The organism is Nocardia sp. NPDC058705, assembly GCF_042749305.1.
Classification (GTDB): domain Bacteria; phylum Actinomycetota; class Actinomycetes; order Mycobacteriales; family Mycobacteriaceae; genus Nocardia.
Map to the genome: position 1 here is coordinate 356323 of NZ_JBHYRN010000001.1, position 19613 is coordinate 375935.

The window sequence follows — 19613 nt, forward strand, 5'->3', positions numbered from 1 at the left end:
GCGCGGGCCTGATCAATGGCCGGACCGACACCCGACGGCACGATGAGGCAATAGCTAGTCGAGCCGAGCGAGTAGCTGTTGCGCGCTGATCGAGCCGGGGGCGCGGCTCTCGCGCGCGAAGGTATTGGCGGTGCGCTGTAGCAATTCGTTGAGCGGTGCGGGGATCCCGTACTTGCGGGCGAGCAAGACGATTTCACCGTTCAGGTAGTCCGCCTCGATCGAGCCGGTACCGCGCATGAGGCTCTGCCATGAGGACGATCCACTGTGGACAATGCCGTCGACAGACCGCGCGCGCATTCGATCACCGCGAACCGCCGCCTGTTCCGCCTCGCTCACATAGTCGATCCCGGCGGCATCGAGGACAACTCGACCTTCGGCGCGCACCTGTCGTAGCAGGTCAGCGGAGTCGGGCGCGTCTGGTCCGAGGACAGCGTCGACGGCGTTGCCGAGATTGCTCAGGAGTTTGGCGTACTTCCAGCGCATCACGTCCTCGACCACGGGCGCGGCGAAGTACGACTTCTCGAGGTCCGCGGCGATGCGGTGCGCGAGTTCTCCGGTGCCGCGAGGGTAGCGGCCCAGGTGCAAGATGCCGGTCAGCGGTGCGCAGTTCGCGACCACGTGGCCCGGTCGAAGGTGCGTCGACGGCAGCCAGACACACATCCCGTACACCTCACGAAACCGGCGAGCCGCCATCACCTCGCCGACCACGCCGTTCTGTGCGCACAGCACCGGGCTGTCGCCGTGTTCGGTCGACCACTCGTCGAGCGCGGCGACGGCATGTTGGGTCTTCACCGCCATGACAAGGACATCGTCTGGGCGCGACTCGACCTCGTGCGGGCCCGAGGCCACCGCGACGGCCACCGTGCGGGTTCCGTCAGGAGTACTCAGGCGCAGTCCTTGATCGCGTAGTGCTGAGTAATGTGCGCCCCTGGCGACGAGAACCACCTGATGGCCACCCTCGACGAGCCGCCCGCCGATGGAGCCGCCGACAGCGCCCGCTCCGATAATGATGTATCGCACGAATCACTTCTCCTTCCCGCTGGCAATACCACCGCAGTACGGCTGGAGTGCCGTGCCCACGAGACTGCCCCTGAGCCTGCGCAATGCCAGGCATCACCCACGCTGCCCACATCTGGTCACGGACCGACCGCATTCAGCAAGGGCTAATCGCCTGCGTGCGCGTGGGAGCTGCCGCCGCCGCTTTTGCGCAAGGAGGACCAGGCACTCGCGTCATGGCTGTAGCGGATCAGATACTCGGCAAACCGGATGCGATCCGCGAGATCCCAGGACGCGGTGATACTTTCGAAGACCTCTCGCTGCTCGGCGGCGAAGCGGCTGCGCTCAGCCTCTCCCGCGTCGGTCAGTTCCACCACGGTGCGACGACCATCGACTTGGGAGGCGGCCCGCCGGATCAGCCCGTCAGCGATACAGCCGGCGATTGTACGGCTCGCGACAGGCTGGGTCACACCCATCTCGATCGCGATGCCCCCGACCGTCACCTCCCCAGCAGCGTCTCCGATCATGTTCAACACGAGGTTGCGGGTGAGATCACCACGACCACCCGAGGTTCGCCGTCGCAGTCGCGACAACGACGGCCCGACCTGGTCGAGGAAGGTGCTCCCATCCCCTGGTTCCGGCGCCGAACCGCTCATGCCATGAATCCGCGATGATCGATATACATACCTAGAAGAATTTCCATAGCTTGTAGTATACATTGATCGAAGGACCCACCAGGGATCGAGGCACGCTATGTCTACGACAGCCATCACCAACGCACAGGTCTTCGACGGCGAGAAGGCACTGGGCATCGTCACCGTCCTCGTCGAGTCCGGCAAGATTCTCCGCATCGGTGGCGATGTCCCCGACGGGGCAGAGGTCATCGATGGCAGCGGAGCGACACTGCTGCCAGGCCTGATCGACGCCCACGTGCACACGAGCCGAGACGCGTTGGCATTGGCCCTGAGGTTCGGGGTGACCACCGAACTGGAGATGCAAGGAACCAACACTCGCCACAACCGCGCCGCCATCACCGACGACGACACAGTCGCCGACGTACGCTCCTCCGGCTTCGGCATCACCCCGCCGGGCGGGCACCCCAGCGAACTGTTTCCCGAAGGCTTCCGCCCCGGCCCACCCCCGGGAGCCAAGCCTGGCGGCACGCCCCCGCTCATGCCGTTCTCCACCACCCCAGCCGAAGCTGTCGCGTTCATCCCCCAACTCATCGAACACGGCTCGGACTACATCAAGTTCATGATCGACGACGGCAGCGTCGAAGGACACCCCGGCCTGCCCATGCTCGACCAGCCAACCTTGAACGCCGGGGTAGCCGAGGCAAAGCGACGGGGCAAACTCACCATCGCCCACACACTGACGCTCGATGCGACCCGCATGGCCATCGAAGCAGGAATCGACGGCTTGGCCCACCTGTTCATGGACCGACCGCACACCGACGAGATCATCGATCTGATCAAAAGTGCTGGGGTGTTCGTTACCCCGTGCATCGTGCTCAATGCGTCCATGATGGGCATCACCGGCAGCGACCTCGCCGGCGATCCACGCGTCGCCGCACGCCTGGATTCCGACTGGGACACCGCACTGCGCTCGAGCTTCGGCCACTACCCGCAAGGGCGGATCGAAGACGTCCTGGCCACCGTCAAAATTCTCAGCGACATCGGCGTAGACCTGCTCGCGGGCACCGATGTCTCACTGCCGCTGCCCTTTCTGGGCGGACTCGCCCACGGTGCCAGCATCCACCACGAACTCCAGTATCTGGTGCAGGCCGGTCTCACCCCCACCCAGGCACTACGCGCCGCGACCACCACCACCGCACGCCGCTTCGGACTCGACGACCGCGGACAGATCGCCGAAGGCCTACGCGCCGATCTCCTCCTCGTCGACGGCGACCCGACCACGTCCATCTCCGACACCCTCAACACCCGTTCCGTCTGGCGCCGCGGTACTCGTCTCTCGGCCTGACCGCCGCCACGCAACAACCATCACCGGCCGCCGACGGCTATCGGGTTCAGTAGAAGCCATCGATACTGTCCATCGCAATGTGCACTGTCCATCGCAATGTGCCCCGTCCTGAAGTCCGCAGCCTTGCACAAGGCAGCGCAGGTGCGGACCTCATCGGGACTGCTGCTACGGCGGGTGGTGTGAACGCGCCCGCGATCGTGCCAAGCGCTATCGAACGGAGGTCGCCGCCTCGACGATGGTCTCGGCGACGCTGACCGGCTGGGACACCGGAAAGGCATGCGACGAACTGATCTCCCTGGTCGTGCCCGCGGCGGCACGACTGGCCATGAATCGTTGGGCGGCAGCGGGAATGACGCGATCCTCACCCGAGCAGTCCTTGCACGAATTCGCCCTGTGCCGGCGCGAACGCCGCGATGTAGACGTTGGCTACGACCTTGGGGTTGTGGGTGTTGGTGATGACGGCCCCACCGGAGGAGTGCCCGACGAGCACGACCGGCTCGTCGATGCCGTCGAGAACCCGCTGCAGGGCGGCCGCGTCGTTGCGCGGCCCACGCAGCGGATTATTCACCGCGACAACAGGATAGCCGCGGCCACGCAGCTCGGCCGCGACAATCGCCGCGGCCAGCACGCTCAGCAGCCGACGTGTATTCAGGACCTCAGGGACCGGACATGCCGACCGGGTGACGTCGAAATTCACCGATAAGTCGTATTCGCACTTACGGCCACCTCGCGCTCCATTTCCGCGGAGAAGAAGGACGTGGCCGCGACGGCGCGGCGTACGTCTTCGTTGACCAGGTCGATGTTCATCATCGCCCCCGTCAACCCGCCCTGCGCGGCCGCGTCGATCACCTGTGCGCGGTGGCCTCGCACGTTCCCTGCCGCCCACACTCCAGGAACGGCGGTCGCGCCCACCTGTGGGTCGGCGTTCAAGGTCGCACCGATGACCTGACCGTCCATCTCCTTCTCCTCGGCCCGAAGTCCCAGCTCGGCGAGTAGATCGTCCACCTTCGCCACGGACACCGGGAAGACCACCGCAGCCTGCACGGCGGTGACCCTGTCACCGACCCGGATGCCGCTGAGCTCGTCATTGGTGACCTCGATGCCGGTGACGTGACCGGGCACCACGGTGATCTGGCGCGCCGCGAGTTCGGCACGCTGGAGCGCGGTCAGCTCCACGGCCTCGTTGGTGAACAAGATGATTTTGTCGCTCCACTGGCGCCACAACTGCGCCTGGTGGAGTGAGGCGGCGCCGCCGGCGATGAGGCCGATGGTCTTATCCCGCACCTCCCATCCGTGGCAGTACGCGCAGTGCAGAACGTCCCGGCCCCAGCGTTCGGTCAAGTGTGGGATGTCGGGCAGTTCGTCGACGACGCCGGTGGCGACGAGTACTCTCCTGGCGTCGAGGGCCGTGTCGTCTGCAAGGGTGACTTGCAGGGTGAATTCACTGACCCGTTCCACACCCACCGCGGTTCCGCTGGCGACGATGCCGCCGTACTGCTCGACCTCCGAACGTCCAATGGCCAGCAGTTCGCGTGGGTCGACACCCTCACGCCCGAGGTAGCTGTGAACCTGTCCGGCAGCCGCGTTGCGGGGCGAGCCCGCGTCGACGACCAGCACCTTCCGCCGGGCACGGCCCAGCGTCACGGCTGCCGCCAGTCCCGCAGCACCCCCACCGATAATGACAACGTCGAATGCATTCATGCCGCCAGACTGCCCACCCTCCGGCACACTCGGCAAGAGAACTTGCCAACATGGCAAATGCTTGAAGGGGAGCCAGAACGTTCAGAACCGAGCCTTCCTGACACGCCCAGCGACCGGACATGCCAACCGGGGTGACGTGAAAATTCACCGATACACCCACCCCGGATCGGCCCCGAGTGACGTCGAAATTCACCGATAAGTGGTATCAGGATTCGCACTTACGGGCAGTCGACGATGGCGACGTCGTCGTCAATGAGAACGAAGTTGCGGATGTTGCTGTCTTTGTAGAGGGCGCACGGTAGCTCCGTGATAGCGAAGTCTTGCGGGCAGCGCAATTGCGCGGGGCGAGACGAAGTCGACGAGTGTCAGAGCTGTAGTCGCCGCGAATGGCATGTCGAGTCGCCCTGTGTGCAGATGTCGGACATAGGCGGCGGTGTGGAGACTTCCAAGGGCGGCGGCGACCACCGGCAGATCCTCGGGGCCGGGCTGGCGGCCCTCCAGATGTTCGAGAACCATTCGCGTGCCTGTGACCTCGTACAGTTGCGGAACGTGTACTGGGGCATCGAGTCGGCGCAGCCAATCATGATGTGCGCGAGCAGATTCGGCGAGAGTCGGTGATGCACAGTGCTTGACGAAGGTGGTCGCGCTCATGGTTGGCCGCTCGCGGATATATAGGTGGCCGTGAGTGGCCGATCACGAGTTCGACGCCGAAGCTCGGCAGCGAGGTGCCGTGGATTGGTGGCCTCCTGGTAGCTGTCGACCGATTTGGTGACCAGAATCGCACGTCCGCCTGGTGCGAGGCAGTGGGCGATCTCGGCGACGACATCGGCGGGCCGTGTGGAGTGGTAGAGGCAGAACGCGGCGACGAGGACGTTGAAACTGGCATCCGGCAGTGGTGGGTGGTGGAAGTCGCCGCGCACGGTGTTCACGGCGAATCCGTTGTCGGGCGGCGCGGTTGGCCACGGTAGCCAGGAATGCCGTGGCGATGTCGACGACGGTGTGACGGGAGGGTGTCAGCGCCTCGGCGAGAACGAGGGTGACTGTTCCTCGGCCACAGCCGATTTCGCACACTGCCGGATGTTTAAGTGCGTGACGTGCAGCGAGGGCGACGATCGTGGTGGTCGCGTTGTCGCCGCGGATTTTGGCGGTGAGCAGCGCGCTGGCGCGTTGCTTGGTGCGTCCGGCGTCGGCGTAGAGACCCGCGACGGTGTCGGGGTCGGTGAAGGGAGTGGAGGTCATAGACGGTTCGCCTCCGAACTGTTCGGTGTCAGCCTATGTCGGCTACGGGTTGAAATGTAACAAGTAGTCGAATCTATGGCGGGATTGTCGGCCGGTGGTATACAACTGGCCTACGGACTTGGCGCGATCGGCTTTACGGCCGAGAACGAGCAGGAAAGTCGACGGCTCGGTGGTTGCGTCAACAACCACCGAGCCCGGCAGCACCACCGCGCCCTGGAGAGCGTCTACGTCGAGGTAGACGTGGGGCAGCGGATCGTCAGGCATCGACGATGCGACCTAGGAGTCGACATGGCAACCGCCACCAGTAAATCTATCAACCGCAGATCACACACCAGCCTGCCCGTCATCGCGGGCTCGAGCTTGGCCGGTACCGCCGTGGAGTGGTACGACTTCTTCCTCTACGGAACCGCCGCCGCGCTGGTGTTCAACAAGCTCTTCTTTCCCTCCCACGACCCGCTGGTGGGCACCATGCTCGCTTTCGCGACCTACGCGGTCGGATTCGTGGCCAGGCCGGTGGGGGCGGCGGTCTTCGGACACTTCGGAGACCGCAGAGGTCGGCGCGCGACGCTGATCGCCAGCCTGCTGCTGATGGGTGTCTCGACCTTCCTGATCGCGTTCCTACCCACGTATGGCGCTATCGGCATCGCCGCGCCGATTTTGCTGGTGTTGCTGCGATTGGTGCAGGGATTCGCGCTCGGTGGCGAGTGGGGCGGCGCGGTGTTGCTCGTCTCCGAGCACGGTGATTCGAAACGTCGCGCCTTCTGGTCTGCGTGGCCGAATCTTGGTCCGCCGCTGGGGAATCTGATGGCCGCTGGAGTGTTGGCGTTGCTGGGTGCGGTGCTGTCCGAGGATGCGTTCCTGTCCTGGGGTTGGCGTATCGCCTTCGGTTTGTCGGCGCTGCTGGTGGTGATCGGGTTGGTGCTGCGGTTGTATGTCACCGAGACCCCGTTGTTCGAACAGGCCAAGCAGGCATCGAGCCTTCATCCGCCGAAAGCGCCACTGGGCGAGGCAGTTCGGGGCCACTGGCGGCAGATCTTGCTCGCGGCGTTCACTCGGTTCGGCGAGAACGCGGGTTTCTACATCTTCTCGCTGTTCGTCATCACCTACATCACCCAGATCCTGGAACTGCGGCGCGGTATCGGGCTGACGGCGGTAATGGTCGGCATGGTGGTCGCGCTGGTGGCGATCCCGGCGTTCGCGGTCCTGGCCGACCGGATCGGGCGCCGTCCCATCTACATCGCGGCGTCCGGCGCGACGATCGTGTGGTCGTTCGCCTTCTTTGCTCTGCTCGATACCGAGCGAACCGGTGCCATCATCCTCGCCGTCGCGGTCGGTTTGCTGATCTTCGCCGCGTACAGCTCGGTAATCGGAGCATTCTTCTCCGAGCTGTTCCCGACCGAGGTGCGCTACTCGGCGGTCTCGCTGGCCTATAACCTCGCCTCGGTGCTGGCCGGGTCGGTGGCGCCGATCATCGCCATCGCTCTGTACAACCGGTTCGGCACCGGATACGCGATCGCGGTCTATCTGGCGGCCATGGGCGCGATCTCGCTGGTCGCGGCCCTGATTGCCGATGAGACTCGCGCGGTGGACCTCGCCGAGGTTCCCACCCAGGACACACCGATACGCGCAGCCGATACTCCGGCTGTTGTCACCAGCTAACCGACTCGAAGGGGCAGATTCATGACCACACCCAAAACCACCGCAGGCTCGGCACCCGAGCTGGCCTATGAGTGGTTGAAGAACACCATCGTGACTTTGCCCCGTGACAAAGAAATGTTTCTGTCCGAAGCGCAGGTCGCGGCGGCATCGGGAACCTCCCGGACCCCGGTCCGTGAGGCGCTGCTGCGATTGGAAGCCGAAGGTTTCGTTCGGCGCGTGCCGCACAAGGGCGCCTTCATTCCGGCGCTGTCGGACAGCGACATCGAGGACGTGATGCAGGCGCGGCGGGTCGTCGAGGAATGGTCGGTCGCCGAGGTCGCACCCGATCCTGGCTCGATCCCCAACCGGTTGCGAACCCTGGTCGACTGCCAGGAATCCGATACCGATCCGGTCGAGTTCATCGGCCATGACCTGGAGTTCCACACCACCATCATTCGCGCGGCAGGCAATCACTTGATGCACGAGTTCTACCGTTCGCTGCGCGATCGGCAGATGCGGATGGGCGTGCGCATCGTCATGGCCGATGACCACCGCAAGGAGCAAGTCCTCATCGAACACCGCGCGATCGTCGACGCTATCGCGGCTTCGGATACCGAGGCCGCGGTGCGGGCGGTGCGCGAACACCTCGATACGACGCTGCGTTCGATGAAGCGGCCAAACCTCTGAACAAAGGAAACTCATGAAAGTCGCGCTGGCCCAACTCGCTAGCCCCGATGACGAAACCGCGCCGCACCGCCTAGAACGCGTGCGCCAGCTGTTGCGGGAGCTGAGCACTGACGTCGACCTGATCGTCGCGCCCGAACTCTGGCGAGTGGGATACAACCACTTCGACGACTACCGCGGTGGCGCGGAAACTCTGGATGGACCTACCGTGCAGGTCATGGCCGCGATCGCCCGCGAACGCAACTGCCATGTCCACCTCGGCAGCATCGTCGAACGCGCCGATGGCGACAAGTTGCGCAACACCGCGGTGCTGATCGGCCCGAATGGCCGGATCATCCATCATTACAGCAAGATTCATGTTTTCGGTTACGCCTCGCGCGAGGTGGAACTGCTCCAGCCTGGCGACCGGATCCGGACCGCGCCGACGCCGTTCGGCACCGTCGCCGCGACCACCTGCTATGACTTGCGGTTCCCCGGTCTGTGGACCGAATTGGTCGACGCCGACGCGGAACTGGTCATCGTGCCGGCGGCCTGGCCGGCCAAGCGGCTGGCTCACTGGCGGCTGCTGACCTCGGCCCGCGCGGTCGACAACCAGGTCTTCGTCATCGCCTGCAACGCCACCGGCACCCACAACGGGGTCGAACTGGCCGGGCACAGTCGCATCGTCGACCCATGGGGGGAAGTGATCGCCGAAGCCGATGACAGCGAATCGATCACCATCGCCGAGATCGACCCTTCGGTTGTCGGGCGTACCAGGGCCGAATTCCCGGTGCTGGCAGATCGCCTCGATGACTACAGCTTCCTCAACCGCCGAGAGGTCCTATCATGACCGAAACTATCTCTGACCTGATCGAATTCGACGTCCTCGGCACCGGCGACACGGTCCGACTCGGTACCGCCCGAACGTTGGTCGCCGGTTACACCGGCCGCGACGAAGCAGCGGTCCGCCACCACATCGACGAACTCGCCGCGATCGGCGTTGCCCCGCCATCGCAGGTACCGATGCTCTACCGCGTCGATCGCGCGACCATCACGACCGCGGCGAGCACGCCGATCCGCAGCCGCCACACCTCCGGTGAAGTCGAGCCGGTGCTGCTTCGTCACCGGGGGCGCTATTACCTCGGCGTCGGTTCCGATCACACCGACCGCAGGCTCGAAACTGTCGACATCGGTGATTCCAAACGTGCCTGCCCCAAGCCTGTCGGGAGCACCGTTGTCGAGATCGATGACTGGAACAGCTTCGATTGGGACGCCTGCCATGCGCGCAGCTGGGTCGATGGAAAGCCTTATCAGGACGGCACATTGGCCGCTTTGCGGACGCCGGTCGACCTCCTGGGCATCATCACCGATCGGCTGGGCGACGAGGGTCAAGACCTCATCTGCTTCGCCGGGACGCTGCCCTTGATCGATGGCGAGTTCACCCCCGGCGCCCGATGGGAAATCGAGCTCGGTCTGCCCGACGGCCGAAGCCTGACACATACCTATGACACCACCTGCGAAGGAGTTTGACATGCGAACCGGCACCGAGTACTTGGCGTCGTTGAACGATGGCCGTGTGGTCCTGGTCGATGGCGCGAAGATCGAGGACGTCTCGACTCATCCGGCGTTCGCGCCGGTCGCTCACACCATCGCCGAATTGTTCGACCTCGCCGCCGATCCCAGTGGCAACATGCAATACCTCGCACCGGAGACCGGTGCGATCGCCAACCGGGTATTCGGCATTCCCCGCAGCGCCGAGGAACTGCGACTGCGCCGCGAGGCCATCCAGACCTGGGCCGATCACACCCATGGATGGATCGGGCGAAGCCCAGATCACGTCGGAACCTTTCTGGCGTCCTTCGCGGCGCACCCCGAAGTGTTCGCCGACGGTCAGCGCGATTTCTCGGCCAATGTGAAGGCCTTCCACCAGCGGGTCCTGAACGAGAACCTCTACCTCTCCTACGCGATCATCCCGCCCCAGGTCTCGCGCGCCACCACCGCTTCCGGGTGGGAAGGGGAGTATCTGCAGGTCGGGGTCGTGCGGGAGACCGACGAGGGCATCATTGTTCGCGGCTCGCAGATGTTGGCGACCGGCGCGGCCATCGCCGACGAGATCTTCGTGTCCTGCATCAAACCGCTCGGCCCGGATGACCAGGACTTCGCGGTGTCGTTCGTTGTCCCGACCGCTGCCGACGGCCTCAAGCTTTATTGCCGCCGCCCATATGCTCCGGCTGCGACCAGTGCGTTCGATTATCCGCTGACAACCCGATACGACGAGCCCGATGCTTTGGTCGTCTTCGACGATGTGCTGATCCCCTGGGATCGGGTGTTCGTCGACCGCGACACCGCCGGGGTGCGCCGCCAGTTCTTCGATACCGGGGCACACGCGCTGGGCAACTGGCAGGCCCAGATCAGGTTCGCTACCAAACTGGAGTTCATCGCCGGCGTCGCCCGCCGCGTCACACAGGTCAACGGTGTCGACAAGATCCCCAGTGTGCAGGAGAAGCTCGGCGAACTCGCCGCGTTGGTCTCCAGCGTCGAGTCAGCGGTGCTGGCAGCGGAATACACCGCCGAGCCGGACTCCGCTGGTCAATGGATACCGGGTAAGCGTGCCCTGTACGGGTCGATGGGCCTGCAGTCGGAAATCTATCCGAGGGTGCTGGCGATCCTGCGTGATCTCGTCGGCGGTGGCGTACTGCAACTGCCGTCCAGCATCGAAGACCTCACCAGCCCACTGACTTCCGGGGACCTTGCCCACTATGTGCAGTCTCCCGGCGTGCCGTCGGAGGAACGCATCAAGCTGTTCAAACTGGCCTGGGACATCATCGGCTCCGAATTCGCCGGTCGGCACCAGCAGTACGAATTGTTCTACGCCGGAGCGCCGTTCGTGGTGAAGGGCGCCTATACCTACCGCAACTACGGCTATGAGCAGGCCCTGGCGAAGGTCGAACAGTTCCTCGCCTCCTACAAACTCGACATCGCCTGAAAGGGATCGATCAACCATGGCTAAGCCCGAATTCGAATTCTTTCCCGTCACCGACATCGACTTCACCATCTGTCCCGGCGACAATCCGGCGGTCACCGAACGCATTCTGGCCCGCGACCCCGAGGCCAACGTGGCCACCCGCATCCTGCGCTATGAACCCGGAGCTGATTCCTCCCCGATGGGTGTGCAGAAACACGACTTCTGGGAGGAGGTGTACATCCTGGAGGGCTCGTTCACCGATATCACCCTCGGTGAAACCTTCACCGAGGGCATGTACGCCTGCCGCCCGCCCGGGATGCCGCACGGGCCGTGGCGTACCGACGAGGGCGTGGTGACCTTCGAAGTCCGATACCACAGCAGGTAGGGATCACCGTGACACTCCCAGCGTTCCACGGTCCGACGCCCGCCGATATGCGGCGCGTCATGGGCCGATTCACCACCGGCGTCGCCGTGGTCAGTGCCGAACATGCTGACGGCGCGGCGTGTGCGATGACGATCAGTTCGCTGACCTCGATCAGCCTCGAACCGCCGATCCTGCTCGTCTCGCTGACCCATGGCAGCCGGACCACCGAGGCTGTCGAAACGAGTGGCCGATTTGCGGTGTCGGTTCTGGGCGCTCGTCAGGAAGCGCTCGCCCGTCGCTTCGCCACCCGCGGCGGCGCCCGATTCGAGGGCGTTCCCTACGACGCCAGTGCCAGCGGCCTGCCGTTGATCCAGGAATCGCTCGCGCAGTTGGAATGTCGGATGCACGCCGCACACGACATCGGCGACCATCGTGTCGTCTACGGCGAGGTCACCGATATGCGTTGGCGCGACGGCGCAGGGCTGGTTTTCTACTCCGGCCGCTTCGGTGACTTCCGCGACTTCGGCCACGACGAACTGCCCTGGTTGTTCTGATGCGCGACGGATTCGGTTGCCGCGAGCGGGGACGGTCTGCCGCAGTTCGTGGGTCGCAGCCCTTCACCTTTGAATCGGCGTCAACAGTATCGAGCAGGTCGTCGACGCGAACCAGGCGACCGCCATGTTGTACGTGCCATCCGCCAAACAGCTGAGGACCGCGGCGCCAGCCACGCGTGGTAGCCGGTCACACAACCGAACCGGTATATGGGTCGAACGTCACAGGAATTGCGACGACCCGCGGGAAACTAACCAGAAAGTGGATCCCCTATGGTCAACAATCGCCCCTTCCGGCTGAGAACGCAGCTCGCTGCAGGTCTAGTCGCGGTCGTCTGCGCGACAACTGTCGGGTGTTCCGACGGCGAAACCTCGAACTCGACAACGTCGGCGCGCCCGTCCGCCGCACCCACGGCTAGTGACTGCAGCACACTGGAATCCATCGAATTCGCGGAATTCGATGTCGTGACCGCGACGGTCGTGCCGACCGGACCACGGACCATGACATCCGAAAACGGAATTCCGATCCAGACCGAATTGCCGGAACTGTGCGAGGTTGTCGCCGTACGAACCGATGCCGACGCCAATAAAGTAACCGAGACACTGTGGCTACCGACCACGACATGGAACGGGCGGTTTCAGGGCGTGGGTGGTGGTGGTTACAGCTGCGGACCGAAGTACACGGCTCTCGAAGCCGCGGTGAAGGCGGGCTACGCCGCCGTAACTACCAACTGCGGCAACGCCGGAGGGTCGGGCGACGCAGCGTTCCTCCTGAACGACGACGGCTCCGTGAACACCACGCTCATGCGAAACTGGGCATACGACGCGATCCACTGGATGACCCGAGACGGTAAAGAAATTACTGCGAAGTACTACCAACAGGCTCCGAGCTATACCTACTTCAACGGCTGCTCCACAGGTGGACGACAGGCCATGAGTGAAGCACAACGCTTCCCCGACGATTACGACGGCATTCTGGCGGAGTCGCCCGCCCTGAACTGGACCAAGTTCGTTCCCTCGGAGATGTGGGCACAACTGGCCATGAAAATGGCGAACAATCCGCTACCGCTGTGCAAGCAGGACGCGTTCAGTGTCGCCGCCGTGGCCGCCTGTGACCCGGAGGACGGTGTCACCGACGGAGTCATCATGGGAACCTGTACGTGGGACCCTCGTCGAATCGTAGGAACCGCCACGGAGTGCGGCGTGATCACGCAGGCTGACGCCGATGTCATGTCGAGCATCTGGGATGGCCCCCGCGGCGAAGACGGACGACAACTGTGGTTCGGCCCGCCGCGCGGAACAGATGTCGCCGGCGAGATCTCCCCCGGCTTCGGACCCAGCGGAGTGAGCTACACCGAACAACAGAATGATCAACTCGTTGGTGTTCCGTTTCCGATCACCGAAGCATGGTTCGCGAATTCCCTTGTCAGAGACAGGAATTGGGACTGGAAAACGCTTACGCCGGAGCAGTATACGCAGCTTTTCCACTACTCGATCGCACAATTCGGGGCCATCATGGATACCGACAACCCGGATCTGTCCGCCTTTGAGAACTCGGGCGGCAAGCTCATCGCGTGGCACGGCACCGGGGATAACCAGATCTTCTCGCCCGGTACGGAGCAATACTTCGATCGTGTGCACTCGACTATGGGCGGGCGGTCGACGGTTGACGAGTTCGCACGGTTGTTCATCGCGCCGGGAGTCGGTCACTGCCGCGGCGGACAGGGTCCCATCCCGACCGACCCGCTGAACGCACTCGTCGCCTGGGTTGAGAACGGCGTGGCACCCGATACCTTGCGTGCAACCATGCCCGAGGGAGCACCCGCAGCCGGGCGTGTCATTCCGTTGTGCCCGTATCCGAGCCGCATCGATTATGTCGGGCCGAACCCTGATGATCAGGCGAGCTACCGCTGCCAGTCATAACGCATCCATCCACAGGGCCGCCGGTCGATCAACATTCATCGGTCGGCGGCCCTCCCGCCCAGGCGCACACCGCGGCCGAGGCCAGGGGGTCGACTTCGTGACAGCCGACGAGTGTGCGCGCGCTTGGGCGAAGGTCAGTGGCTACTGATGACCGCGGCCGCGAATGTCGCCAAGCCAACGAGTTCGACGACCTGTCGGGGCGTGTCAGGTCGCCGACAATCGCAGGTCCGAAGAAGACGCGGGCTACTCGGTCATGGGCGGGCACCCGCTCGGGGTTGATGCCCTCCGCGTCGGTGTCACCAACGTCGCGGACTCAGCGCCGGTCGTGGGCCCATGTTCCCAGTCGGGCCGGACGGCTACGCTCAATCGCGACCGGCCTGACCGGCGTAAGGATGAATGTTAACAAGGCAAGATTCTGATACGTTCGGCTAGTGGACGACGGACTCGGGGACTTGCTGCATCGCGTGGTGCACCTACTCGGAGAGGCCGCGCGCCGACGCGCGGACGACTCTGCGGCGCTGACGTACAGCCAGATACGCCTGCTAGGGACGTTGGAAGAAATCGAGCCGGTGACCCAGCATCAGCTGGCGCAGGCACTGGCAGTATCGGACCCGGCGGTCAGCCGGGCCTTACGCCCGCTGGAAACAGCCGGATTCGTCGCGGTCGAGCCCGACCCCGAGCACGGACGACGACGACTGGTCAGCACCACCGAAGCCGGCCGCCACGCCTTCCACAGCAGCGACAGACCGCTCCAGAACGAACTGCGCGACGCGCTGCTGAAAGCGGGCTTCCCGTACGAACGCTACCTACACGACACTGCCGCGCTGGCCAAGCTCCTCGAGCCACGCCGATAGCTCGATCCGGCGCTTCGGAGTCCTCCCTCTCGAGAATCTCGAGTCTTGCGTGGTTAATATTAACCATGCAAGACTTAAGGTCATGAACGAGATGTCCTACTTCGCCCAATCGGCTTTCCCCCTGGTTTGGATAGTGATCGCGGTTGTCGGCGCACTGATCCGCACTCGGCACAGCCCCTCCCGTGCAGCAGCCCTCGAAACCTGGCAGCGGTGGTGGGCGGTCGCCGCACTCGGCTGCGGCAGCCTGTGGATGACGATCGCCTTCCTGACCATCCCGGATGTGATGGCCACCGCGATCGGCTTCGACCGGACCCCGTTCCAGTTCGAGATCGCCTTCGCCAACCTCGGGCTCGCCGTCATGGGATTCCGCGCCGCCTCGGCCACCGCTCGCGAGCGCATCACCATCGGCCTCGGCGCCGGTATGTTCCTGTGGGGTGCGGCGATCGGCCACGTCTACCAATGGTTCGCCCACGGCGACCACGCTCCTGGCAACACCGGTGGAGTGCTGGTCTGCGACCTGCTCTTCCCCGCGGTCATGATCGTCCTCGCACTCCGGTCGCAACAGCTCACCAACTCTGGGCGGCCTACCCTCGCGCCCGCCGCTCGAGCAGCCACCCGAACGACATAACACCCGGAGGCTCCCATGCGGCTTCACCATGACCCGACCGGCCAGAGTGCACGCTGGTCACCACACCGAATCGGCGCGTTCACCGACGCTGTACTCGCCATTGCGACAACCCTGCTGGTCGTCGAGATCAAGAGGCCGCAGGACGAGGATCTGGTCGATGCCGGCGCCCTGGCCGCGTTCCTCTGGCACGAACGGGCTTCTTTTGTGGCGTTCCTGCTCGCGTTCTTCCTGCTGTGGGCGGTGTGGCGCCGCCATCACATGTTGATCGAGGAGGTGGCGCTGCTGGACCGGCGCACCCTCGCATGGCATGCGCCGCTACTACTTTTGGTCGCGATCCTGCCCTATTCGACAGCGGTGTTCGGGCACGCTCCAGACAACAAGCTCGCCGTCTGCCTCTTCGCTGTGACGTCGGCGCTGCTGTTCGCCTGCGAAGGCGTGGTGCGGGATCTGGCCGCACGAGGATCGACACTGGCCGAACACATCGCTGCCGCCGATCTTCGTACCAGCGCCAACGCCTCGTACGCCGTCGCCGCCGTCTTCTTCGCGACGGCCGCACTCGCCTGGCTCACTCCCTACGTCTGGTACGCCTGGCTTCTCGCTCCGTTGTCGGCCACTTTCGGTGGACGCCTGATCGATCGCTGCGCACGCGCCTACCACCAGCGAAACTGACGTCCCGACGCGTTATGTGGGTCAGCAGAACTGGGTTCCACCACCTCGACCGAGGAGATCGAGGCGCGGGCTACCCAGTATTGGCACGGACAGTCAGCGGAACAGCCGGAAGAACCCGCGCACCTGCTCGACCAGTGACTTCGGCTGCTCCAGCGCGGCGAAGTGGCCACCATGCGGCAGCTCCTCGAACCAGCGCAGGTCGGTGAACCGCAGCTCGGCCTCCCGCCGCGACGGGCGGGTGATGTCGCGCGGGTAGACCGACAGCCCGGATGGTGCGGTGACCTTGCCTCGGAAGTCGGCGAAGCTCTCCCAGTACAGGCGCGCCGACGACGTGGCCGACGCGGTGAACCAATAGACCGAGATCTCATCGAGGATCTGCTGCCGCGACACCGCGTCCTCGGGATGACCGTCGTTGTCGGTCCACGCCCAGAATTTCTCGGCGATCCAGGCGGCCTGGCCCGCCGGGGAATCGGTGAGGCCGTACCCGAGCGTCTGCGGCCGGGTCGCCTGGATCGCCGAGTACCCCCGCCCGGTGCGCTGGAACTGTTTCTCGGCCTCGAAGTTCGCCAGCTCCGCGGGCGTCGGGTTGTCGAACGTGCCCGCCGCCACCGATCCCAGGTTCAGGTGCACGGCGGCGACCCGCTCGGGCGCCACCTCGCCCAGTGCGCCGGACACCGCCGATCCCCAGTCACCGCCCTGCGCGCCGTACCGTTGATAACCCAGCGAGACCATCAATGTGTCCCAGGCGCGCGCGGTGCGAGTGATGCCCCACCCGGTCGTCGACGGCTTGTCGCTCCAGCCGTACCCGGGCAACGACGGCGCGACCACGTGGAACGCGTCCGCCGGGTCACCGCCGTGCGCGCACGGGTCGGTCAGCGGGCCGAGTACCTCCAGGAACTCGAGCACCGAACCCGGCCACCCATGCGTGAGCACCAGCGGGAAGGCGTCCGGCTCCGGCGAGCGGATGTGCAGGAAGTGGATGCCCAGCCCGTCGACCGTGTCGCGGTACTGCGGGAACACGTTCAGCCGCTCGGCGAACCCGAAGTCGTAGTCCTCGGCCCAGCTGCGGCACAGCTCCTGCGCGTACGCCAGCGGCAGACCCTGTGACCAGTCGTCGACCGGCTCGCGCTCGGGCCACCGAGTCCGTCGCAGTCGTTCACGCAGGTCCGCGATCTCGGCTTCGGTGATGCTGACCTCGAATGGCTCAGCGGACATGGGAAGGCTCCTTACTGGTCACGGGGTCGGCGGATCGGATGCAGGTGGGCCCGTCGTCGCGGGCTCCCCATGCGTCGGCGTGGGGCTCGAGCGGCGGTCGGCGGTAGGGCGCTGAGTCAGGCTGACGATGAGACCGATCATGGGGAGTGCCGCAAGCACGGCGAGGGCCACCGGCACCGCCACGATGCCCGACAGACCCGCGACAGCGGCGGGACCGATCCCGCCACCCAGGGCGTTCATGAAGTTGAGCAGGCCCTGTGCGGTGTCGCTGTCGTCCACGGCGACCAGGTCCGGCGCGAGGCTCACCAGTACGGCTTGGGCGCCGGCGAATCCGCACACGGTCAACGCAGTGCCGACGACAATCGGGATCGGCCCGGTCAAGATCGCGACCACGAGCACGCCGACCACGGTGAGTGCCGCAAGCCCGGCCGACACCTGCCAGCCGGTGAACCGGTCGGTCAAGGTGCCGACCAGTCGCCCGGCCAGCACCGAGCAGGCGGCGGCCGGGACCAGGAACAGGCCGGCTTCCAGAGGGCCACCGCCTGTGGCCTGCTCGATCAGGGACGGCGCGCGGAACAGAACCCCGTAGTAGCCGGCGAAGACTGTCGCGCCGATGAGACCGGCCGCCAGGAAGCCGCGGGATGCGATCACCCGTCTAGGCACGAACCCGTCGGGCGTGCTTCGCACGCGCCACCACAGTCCCACGGCGGCGAGCGCTGCGGCGGCTGCCACGACGAGCGTGACCGGAGCGGTCAGGCCGACCGAGTGTGCCTGCAGCAACGTGATCACCGAGCCGGCGAGTACCGACAGCACGGCCGCGCCAACGATATCGAGTCGCCCGGTCGAGCCGTTTCGCTCGCCGCCACCGCTACGCGTCAGCGCGCGCCTACTCGGCAATGCGACCAGCAGCAGGGGTAGCGCGAGGACCGGGATCGCGAGCACCGCACGCCACCCGAGCCACTCGGTCACCGCCCCTCCCAACAGCGTCCCGCACCCCGACGCCGTAGCGCTGGCGGCCGCGATGATTCCCAGGGCGCGGATACGTTGCCGCCCGCGAAGTGCAGTGGCCGCGGCGAAGACGGCGATCACGGTCGCGCCCGCCCCGGCACCGCCGATCAGTCGGCCGACGATCACCGCCGACAGTGTCGGCCCGACTCCAGCGAGCGCGGAGCCCGCGGCGAGCGTGATGACCCCGGCGACGAGGACCCGGAAGGGGCTCCAGCGGACAAGCAGCCGACCCGCGACCGGCATCGCGAGCGCGGAGGTCAGCGACCACGCGGCGAGAATCCATGCGGTGGCCCCGAACGGCACCGCGAGTGCGCGGCCGATGGCAGGCAGTGCCACCGACGGCGCTCCCAGTGCCACATACATCGGCAGCACCAGCATCCCCAATGTCAGCCCCAGCCGACGCCCGTCCGGGGCGTGGTCCGATCCCCCGCTGGCGGCTCCTACGGCAGGCAGCGTCTGCGACATCGTCGCCTCCTCCCCTGGCACATTGCGTGACACGTGAACGCTACTATGGATGTCACACTACGGAGCGATGAGGAGACACGTCAAATGCTTGATGCGTGTTACACCACTTCGGCGGTCCAGACGGCCGTCGACCTGGCCAACACCTTGAGACCGATCAAGGGAGAGGACGCGCTCGAGACCGTCGAGCAGCTCCGGGACTTCCTCGACGACCATCCCACGGCTGAGCCTCCGAGTTCGCCCGCGAACCACGGGACCGGTCCGCGGCATCTCACCCACGCCGACCTGACGGAAGCCCGCGCGTTGCGCGAGACGGTGCGCGCGGTGCTCGAACGGGCGAACACGGACGCGGACGAAGCTGCGGATTTGATCAACGACGGCCTGCGCCGCAGCCGCGCGACCCCGGTACTGCGCCACGAGGACGGCCGCTGGTGGACCGAGGTGACCTCCGACACCGACCGCCGCTCGGCGCATCTTGCCACGACTACGCTCAGCGCACTCGCCTCCGTGATCGCCACGCTCGGTCCCGCTCGCCTCGGCGTCTGTGCCGGGCCGTCCTGCCGGGCCACTTTCGTGGATCTCTCGCGCAACGGCTCGAAGCAGTACTGCACCCGAACATGCGCACACCGGGCCAGCGTCGCGGCTTACCGGAGCCGGATCAGCACACGCTGAGCGCCCGCACCTGCCCCTGTGCGCGCCGCACTCGTGCCGCAGGGCGCGCGGTATGTTCGACCAGATCGGTGCTGTCGCGGTGACC

The 19613-nt window shown here is 65.4% G+C and carries 20 protein-coding genes and 1 pseudogene; 13 read left to right on the forward strand and 8 right to left on the reverse strand.

Annotated elements, in window-relative coordinates; genetic code table 11:
- Positions 1-54: 54 nt before the first annotated feature.
- Positions 55-1020: a ketopantoate reductase family protein gene (locus ACFW6D_RS01660; protein WP_379323687.1), complete on the reverse strand. Its 966-nt coding sequence runs from the start codon at positions 1018-1020 to the stop codon at positions 55-57.
- Between the two features lie 143 nt (positions 1021-1163).
- Positions 1164-1523 carry a MarR family winged helix-turn-helix transcriptional regulator gene (locus ACFW6D_RS01665; protein ID WP_379324217.1) on the reverse strand — a complete coding sequence of 120 codons (360 nt, stop codon included), beginning with the start codon at positions 1521-1523 and terminating at the stop codon, positions 1164-1166.
- A 226-nt stretch (positions 1524-1749) separates the two neighbouring features.
- Here ACFW6D_RS01665 and ACFW6D_RS01670 point away from each other — a divergent pair, with 226 nt between their 5' ends.
- Positions 1750-2976 carry an amidohydrolase family protein gene (locus ACFW6D_RS01670; protein WP_379323689.1) on the forward strand — a complete coding sequence of 409 codons (1227 nt, stop codon included), beginning with the start codon at positions 1750-1752 and terminating at the stop codon, positions 2974-2976.
- A 207-nt stretch (positions 2977-3183) separates the two neighbouring features.
- On the opposite strand, the pseudogene ACFW6D_RS01675 reads toward ACFW6D_RS01670, so the two are convergent.
- The 4 genes and pseudogenes from ACFW6D_RS01675 to ACFW6D_RS01690 form a co-directional block, all read right to left on the reverse strand.
- A pseudogene (locus ACFW6D_RS01675) lies at positions 3184-3586 on the reverse strand (alpha/beta fold hydrolase); the annotation flags it as partial.
- 83 nt (positions 3587-3669) lie between these two features.
- Positions 3670-4677, reverse strand: a complete 1008-nt coding sequence (locus tag ACFW6D_RS01680; protein WP_379323691.1) for an NAD(P)/FAD-dependent oxidoreductase — start codon at positions 4675-4677, stop codon at positions 3670-3672.
- 647 nt (positions 4678-5324) lie between these two features.
- On the reverse strand, positions 5325-5606 hold the full coding sequence (locus ACFW6D_RS01685; RefSeq protein WP_379323693.1) for a class I SAM-dependent methyltransferase: 282 nt from the start codon (positions 5604-5606) through the stop codon (positions 5325-5327).
- A 352-nt stretch (positions 5607-5958) separates the two neighbouring features.
- Entirely contained in the window at positions 5959-6180 is a 222-nt protein-coding gene (locus ACFW6D_RS01690; RefSeq protein ID WP_379323695.1) for a hypothetical protein, read from the reverse strand.
- A gap of 24 nt (positions 6181-6204) precedes the next feature.
- Between ACFW6D_RS01690 and ACFW6D_RS01695 the strand changes: the two genes are divergently transcribed.
- The 11 genes from ACFW6D_RS01695 (at position 6205) to ACFW6D_RS01745 (ending at position 16171) form a co-directional block, all read left to right on the forward strand.
- Positions 6205-7575, forward strand: coding sequence for an MFS transporter (locus ACFW6D_RS01695; RefSeq protein WP_379323697.1), 1371 nt, complete (start codon positions 6205-6207; stop codon positions 7573-7575).
- A gap of 21 nt (positions 7576-7596) precedes the next feature.
- Positions 7597-8241, forward strand: a complete 645-nt coding sequence (locus ACFW6D_RS01700) for a GntR family transcriptional regulator (protein ID WP_379230136.1) — start codon at positions 7597-7599, stop codon at positions 8239-8241.
- Positions 8242-8254: 13 nt separating this feature from the next.
- Positions 8255-9067 carry a carbon-nitrogen family hydrolase gene (locus ACFW6D_RS01705; protein WP_379323699.1) on the forward strand — a complete coding sequence of 271 codons (813 nt, stop codon included), beginning with the start codon at positions 8255-8257 and terminating at the stop codon, positions 9065-9067.
- Positions 9064-9747 (forward strand): DUF2848 family protein, encoded by a 684-nt coding sequence (locus tag ACFW6D_RS01710; protein ID WP_379323700.1) that lies wholly within the window; start codon positions 9064-9066, stop codon positions 9745-9747. Before ACFW6D_RS01705 ends, ACFW6D_RS01710 begins: the two co-directional genes overlap by 4 nt.
- 1 nt (position 9748) lies before the next feature.
- Entirely contained in the window at positions 9749-11203 is a 1455-nt protein-coding gene (locus ACFW6D_RS01715; RefSeq protein WP_379323702.1) for a 4-hydroxyphenylacetate 3-hydroxylase family protein, read from the forward strand.
- A gap of 16 nt (positions 11204-11219) precedes the next feature.
- Positions 11220-11567: a cupin domain-containing protein gene (locus ACFW6D_RS01720; protein ID WP_379323704.1), complete on the forward strand. Its 348-nt coding sequence runs from the start codon at positions 11220-11222 to the stop codon at positions 11565-11567.
- Positions 11568-11575: 8 nt separating this feature from the next.
- Entirely contained in the window at positions 11576-12100 is a 525-nt protein-coding gene (locus tag ACFW6D_RS01725) for a flavin reductase family protein (RefSeq protein WP_379323706.1), read from the forward strand.
- A gap of 270 nt (positions 12101-12370) precedes the next feature.
- The gene (locus tag ACFW6D_RS01730) at positions 12371-14020 is read left to right on the forward strand and encodes a tannase/feruloyl esterase family alpha/beta hydrolase (RefSeq protein WP_379323708.1); all 1650 of its coding nucleotides are present in this window, start codon (positions 12371-12373) and stop codon (positions 14018-14020) included.
- Positions 14021-14451: 431 nt separating this feature from the next.
- Entirely contained in the window at positions 14452-14874 is a 423-nt protein-coding gene (locus tag ACFW6D_RS01735; RefSeq protein ID WP_379323710.1) for a MarR family winged helix-turn-helix transcriptional regulator, read from the forward strand.
- Positions 14875-14956: 82 nt separating this feature from the next.
- Positions 14957-15502, forward strand: a complete 546-nt coding sequence (locus tag ACFW6D_RS01740; protein ID WP_379323712.1) for a DUF6790 family protein — start codon at positions 14957-14959, stop codon at positions 15500-15502.
- Positions 15503-15517: 15 nt separating this feature from the next.
- Entirely contained in the window at positions 15518-16171 is a 654-nt protein-coding gene (locus ACFW6D_RS01745; RefSeq protein ID WP_379323714.1) for a TMEM175 family protein, read from the forward strand.
- A gap of 93 nt (positions 16172-16264) precedes the next feature.
- Here the strand turns inward: ACFW6D_RS01745 and ACFW6D_RS01750 are convergent, their stop codons facing one another.
- On the reverse strand, positions 16265-17386 hold the full coding sequence (locus ACFW6D_RS01750; protein ID WP_379323716.1) for an epoxide hydrolase family protein: 1122 nt from the start codon (positions 17384-17386) through the stop codon (positions 16265-16267).
- 18 nt (positions 17387-17404) lie between these two features.
- Positions 17405-18859 (reverse strand): MFS transporter, encoded by a 1455-nt coding sequence (locus tag ACFW6D_RS01755; protein ID WP_379323718.1) that lies wholly within the window; start codon positions 18857-18859, stop codon positions 17405-17407.
- An 84-nt stretch (positions 18860-18943) separates the two neighbouring features.
- Between ACFW6D_RS01755 and ACFW6D_RS01760 the strand changes: the two genes are divergently transcribed.
- On the forward strand, positions 18944-19528 hold the full coding sequence (locus ACFW6D_RS01760; RefSeq protein ID WP_379323720.1) for a CGNR zinc finger domain-containing protein: 585 nt from the start codon (positions 18944-18946) through the stop codon (positions 19526-19528).
- The last annotated feature ends 85 nt before the right edge of the window (positions 19529-19613 follow it).

Bases quoted from the DNA above. Each gene is read 5' to 3' on its own strand.
- ACFW6D_RS01665 (WP_379324217.1), bottom strand. From the start codon at position 1,523: ATGATCGGAGACGCTGCTGGGGAGGTGACGGTCGGGGGCATCGCGATC.
- ACFW6D_RS01670 (WP_379323689.1), top strand. From the start codon at position 1,750: ATGTCTACGACAGCCATCACCAACGCACAGGTCTTCGACGGCGAGAAG.
- ACFW6D_RS01680 (WP_379323691.1), bottom strand. From the start codon at position 4,677: ATGAATGCATTCGACGTTGTCATTATCGGTGGGGGTGCTGCGGGACTG.
- ACFW6D_RS01690 (WP_379323695.1), bottom strand. From the start codon at position 6,180: ATGCCTGACGATCCGCTGCCCCACGTCTACCTCGACGTAGACGCTCTC.
- ACFW6D_RS01695 (WP_379323697.1), top strand. From the start codon at position 6,205: ATGGCAACCGCCACCAGTAAATCTATCAACCGCAGATCACACACCAGC.
- ACFW6D_RS01700 (WP_379230136.1), top strand. From the start codon at position 7,597: ATGACCACACCCAAAACCACCGCAGGCTCGGCACCCGAGCTGGCCTAT.
- ACFW6D_RS01705 (WP_379323699.1), top strand. From the start codon at position 8,255: ATGAAAGTCGCGCTGGCCCAACTCGCTAGCCCCGATGACGAAACCGCG.
- ACFW6D_RS01710 (WP_379323700.1), top strand. From the start codon at position 9,064: ATGACCGAAACTATCTCTGACCTGATCGAATTCGACGTCCTCGGCACC.
- ACFW6D_RS01715 (WP_379323702.1), top strand. From the start codon at position 9,749: ATGCGAACCGGCACCGAGTACTTGGCGTCGTTGAACGATGGCCGTGTG.
- ACFW6D_RS01720 (WP_379323704.1), top strand. From the start codon at position 11,220: ATGGCTAAGCCCGAATTCGAATTCTTTCCCGTCACCGACATCGACTTC.
- ACFW6D_RS01730 (WP_379323708.1), top strand. From the start codon at position 12,371: ATGGTCAACAATCGCCCCTTCCGGCTGAGAACGCAGCTCGCTGCAGGT.
- ACFW6D_RS01740 (WP_379323712.1), top strand. From the start codon at position 14,957: ATGAACGAGATGTCCTACTTCGCCCAATCGGCTTTCCCCCTGGTTTGG.
- ACFW6D_RS01745 (WP_379323714.1), top strand. From the start codon at position 15,518: ATGCGGCTTCACCATGACCCGACCGGCCAGAGTGCACGCTGGTCACCA.
- ACFW6D_RS01750 (WP_379323716.1), bottom strand. From the start codon at position 17,386: ATGTCCGCTGAGCCATTCGAGGTCAGCATCACCGAAGCCGAGATCGCG.
- ACFW6D_RS01755 (WP_379323718.1), bottom strand. From the start codon at position 18,859: ATGTCGCAGACGCTGCCTGCCGTAGGAGCCGCCAGCGGGGGATCGGAC.
- ACFW6D_RS01760 (WP_379323720.1), top strand. From the start codon at position 18,944: ATGCTTGATGCGTGTTACACCACTTCGGCGGTCCAGACGGCCGTCGAC.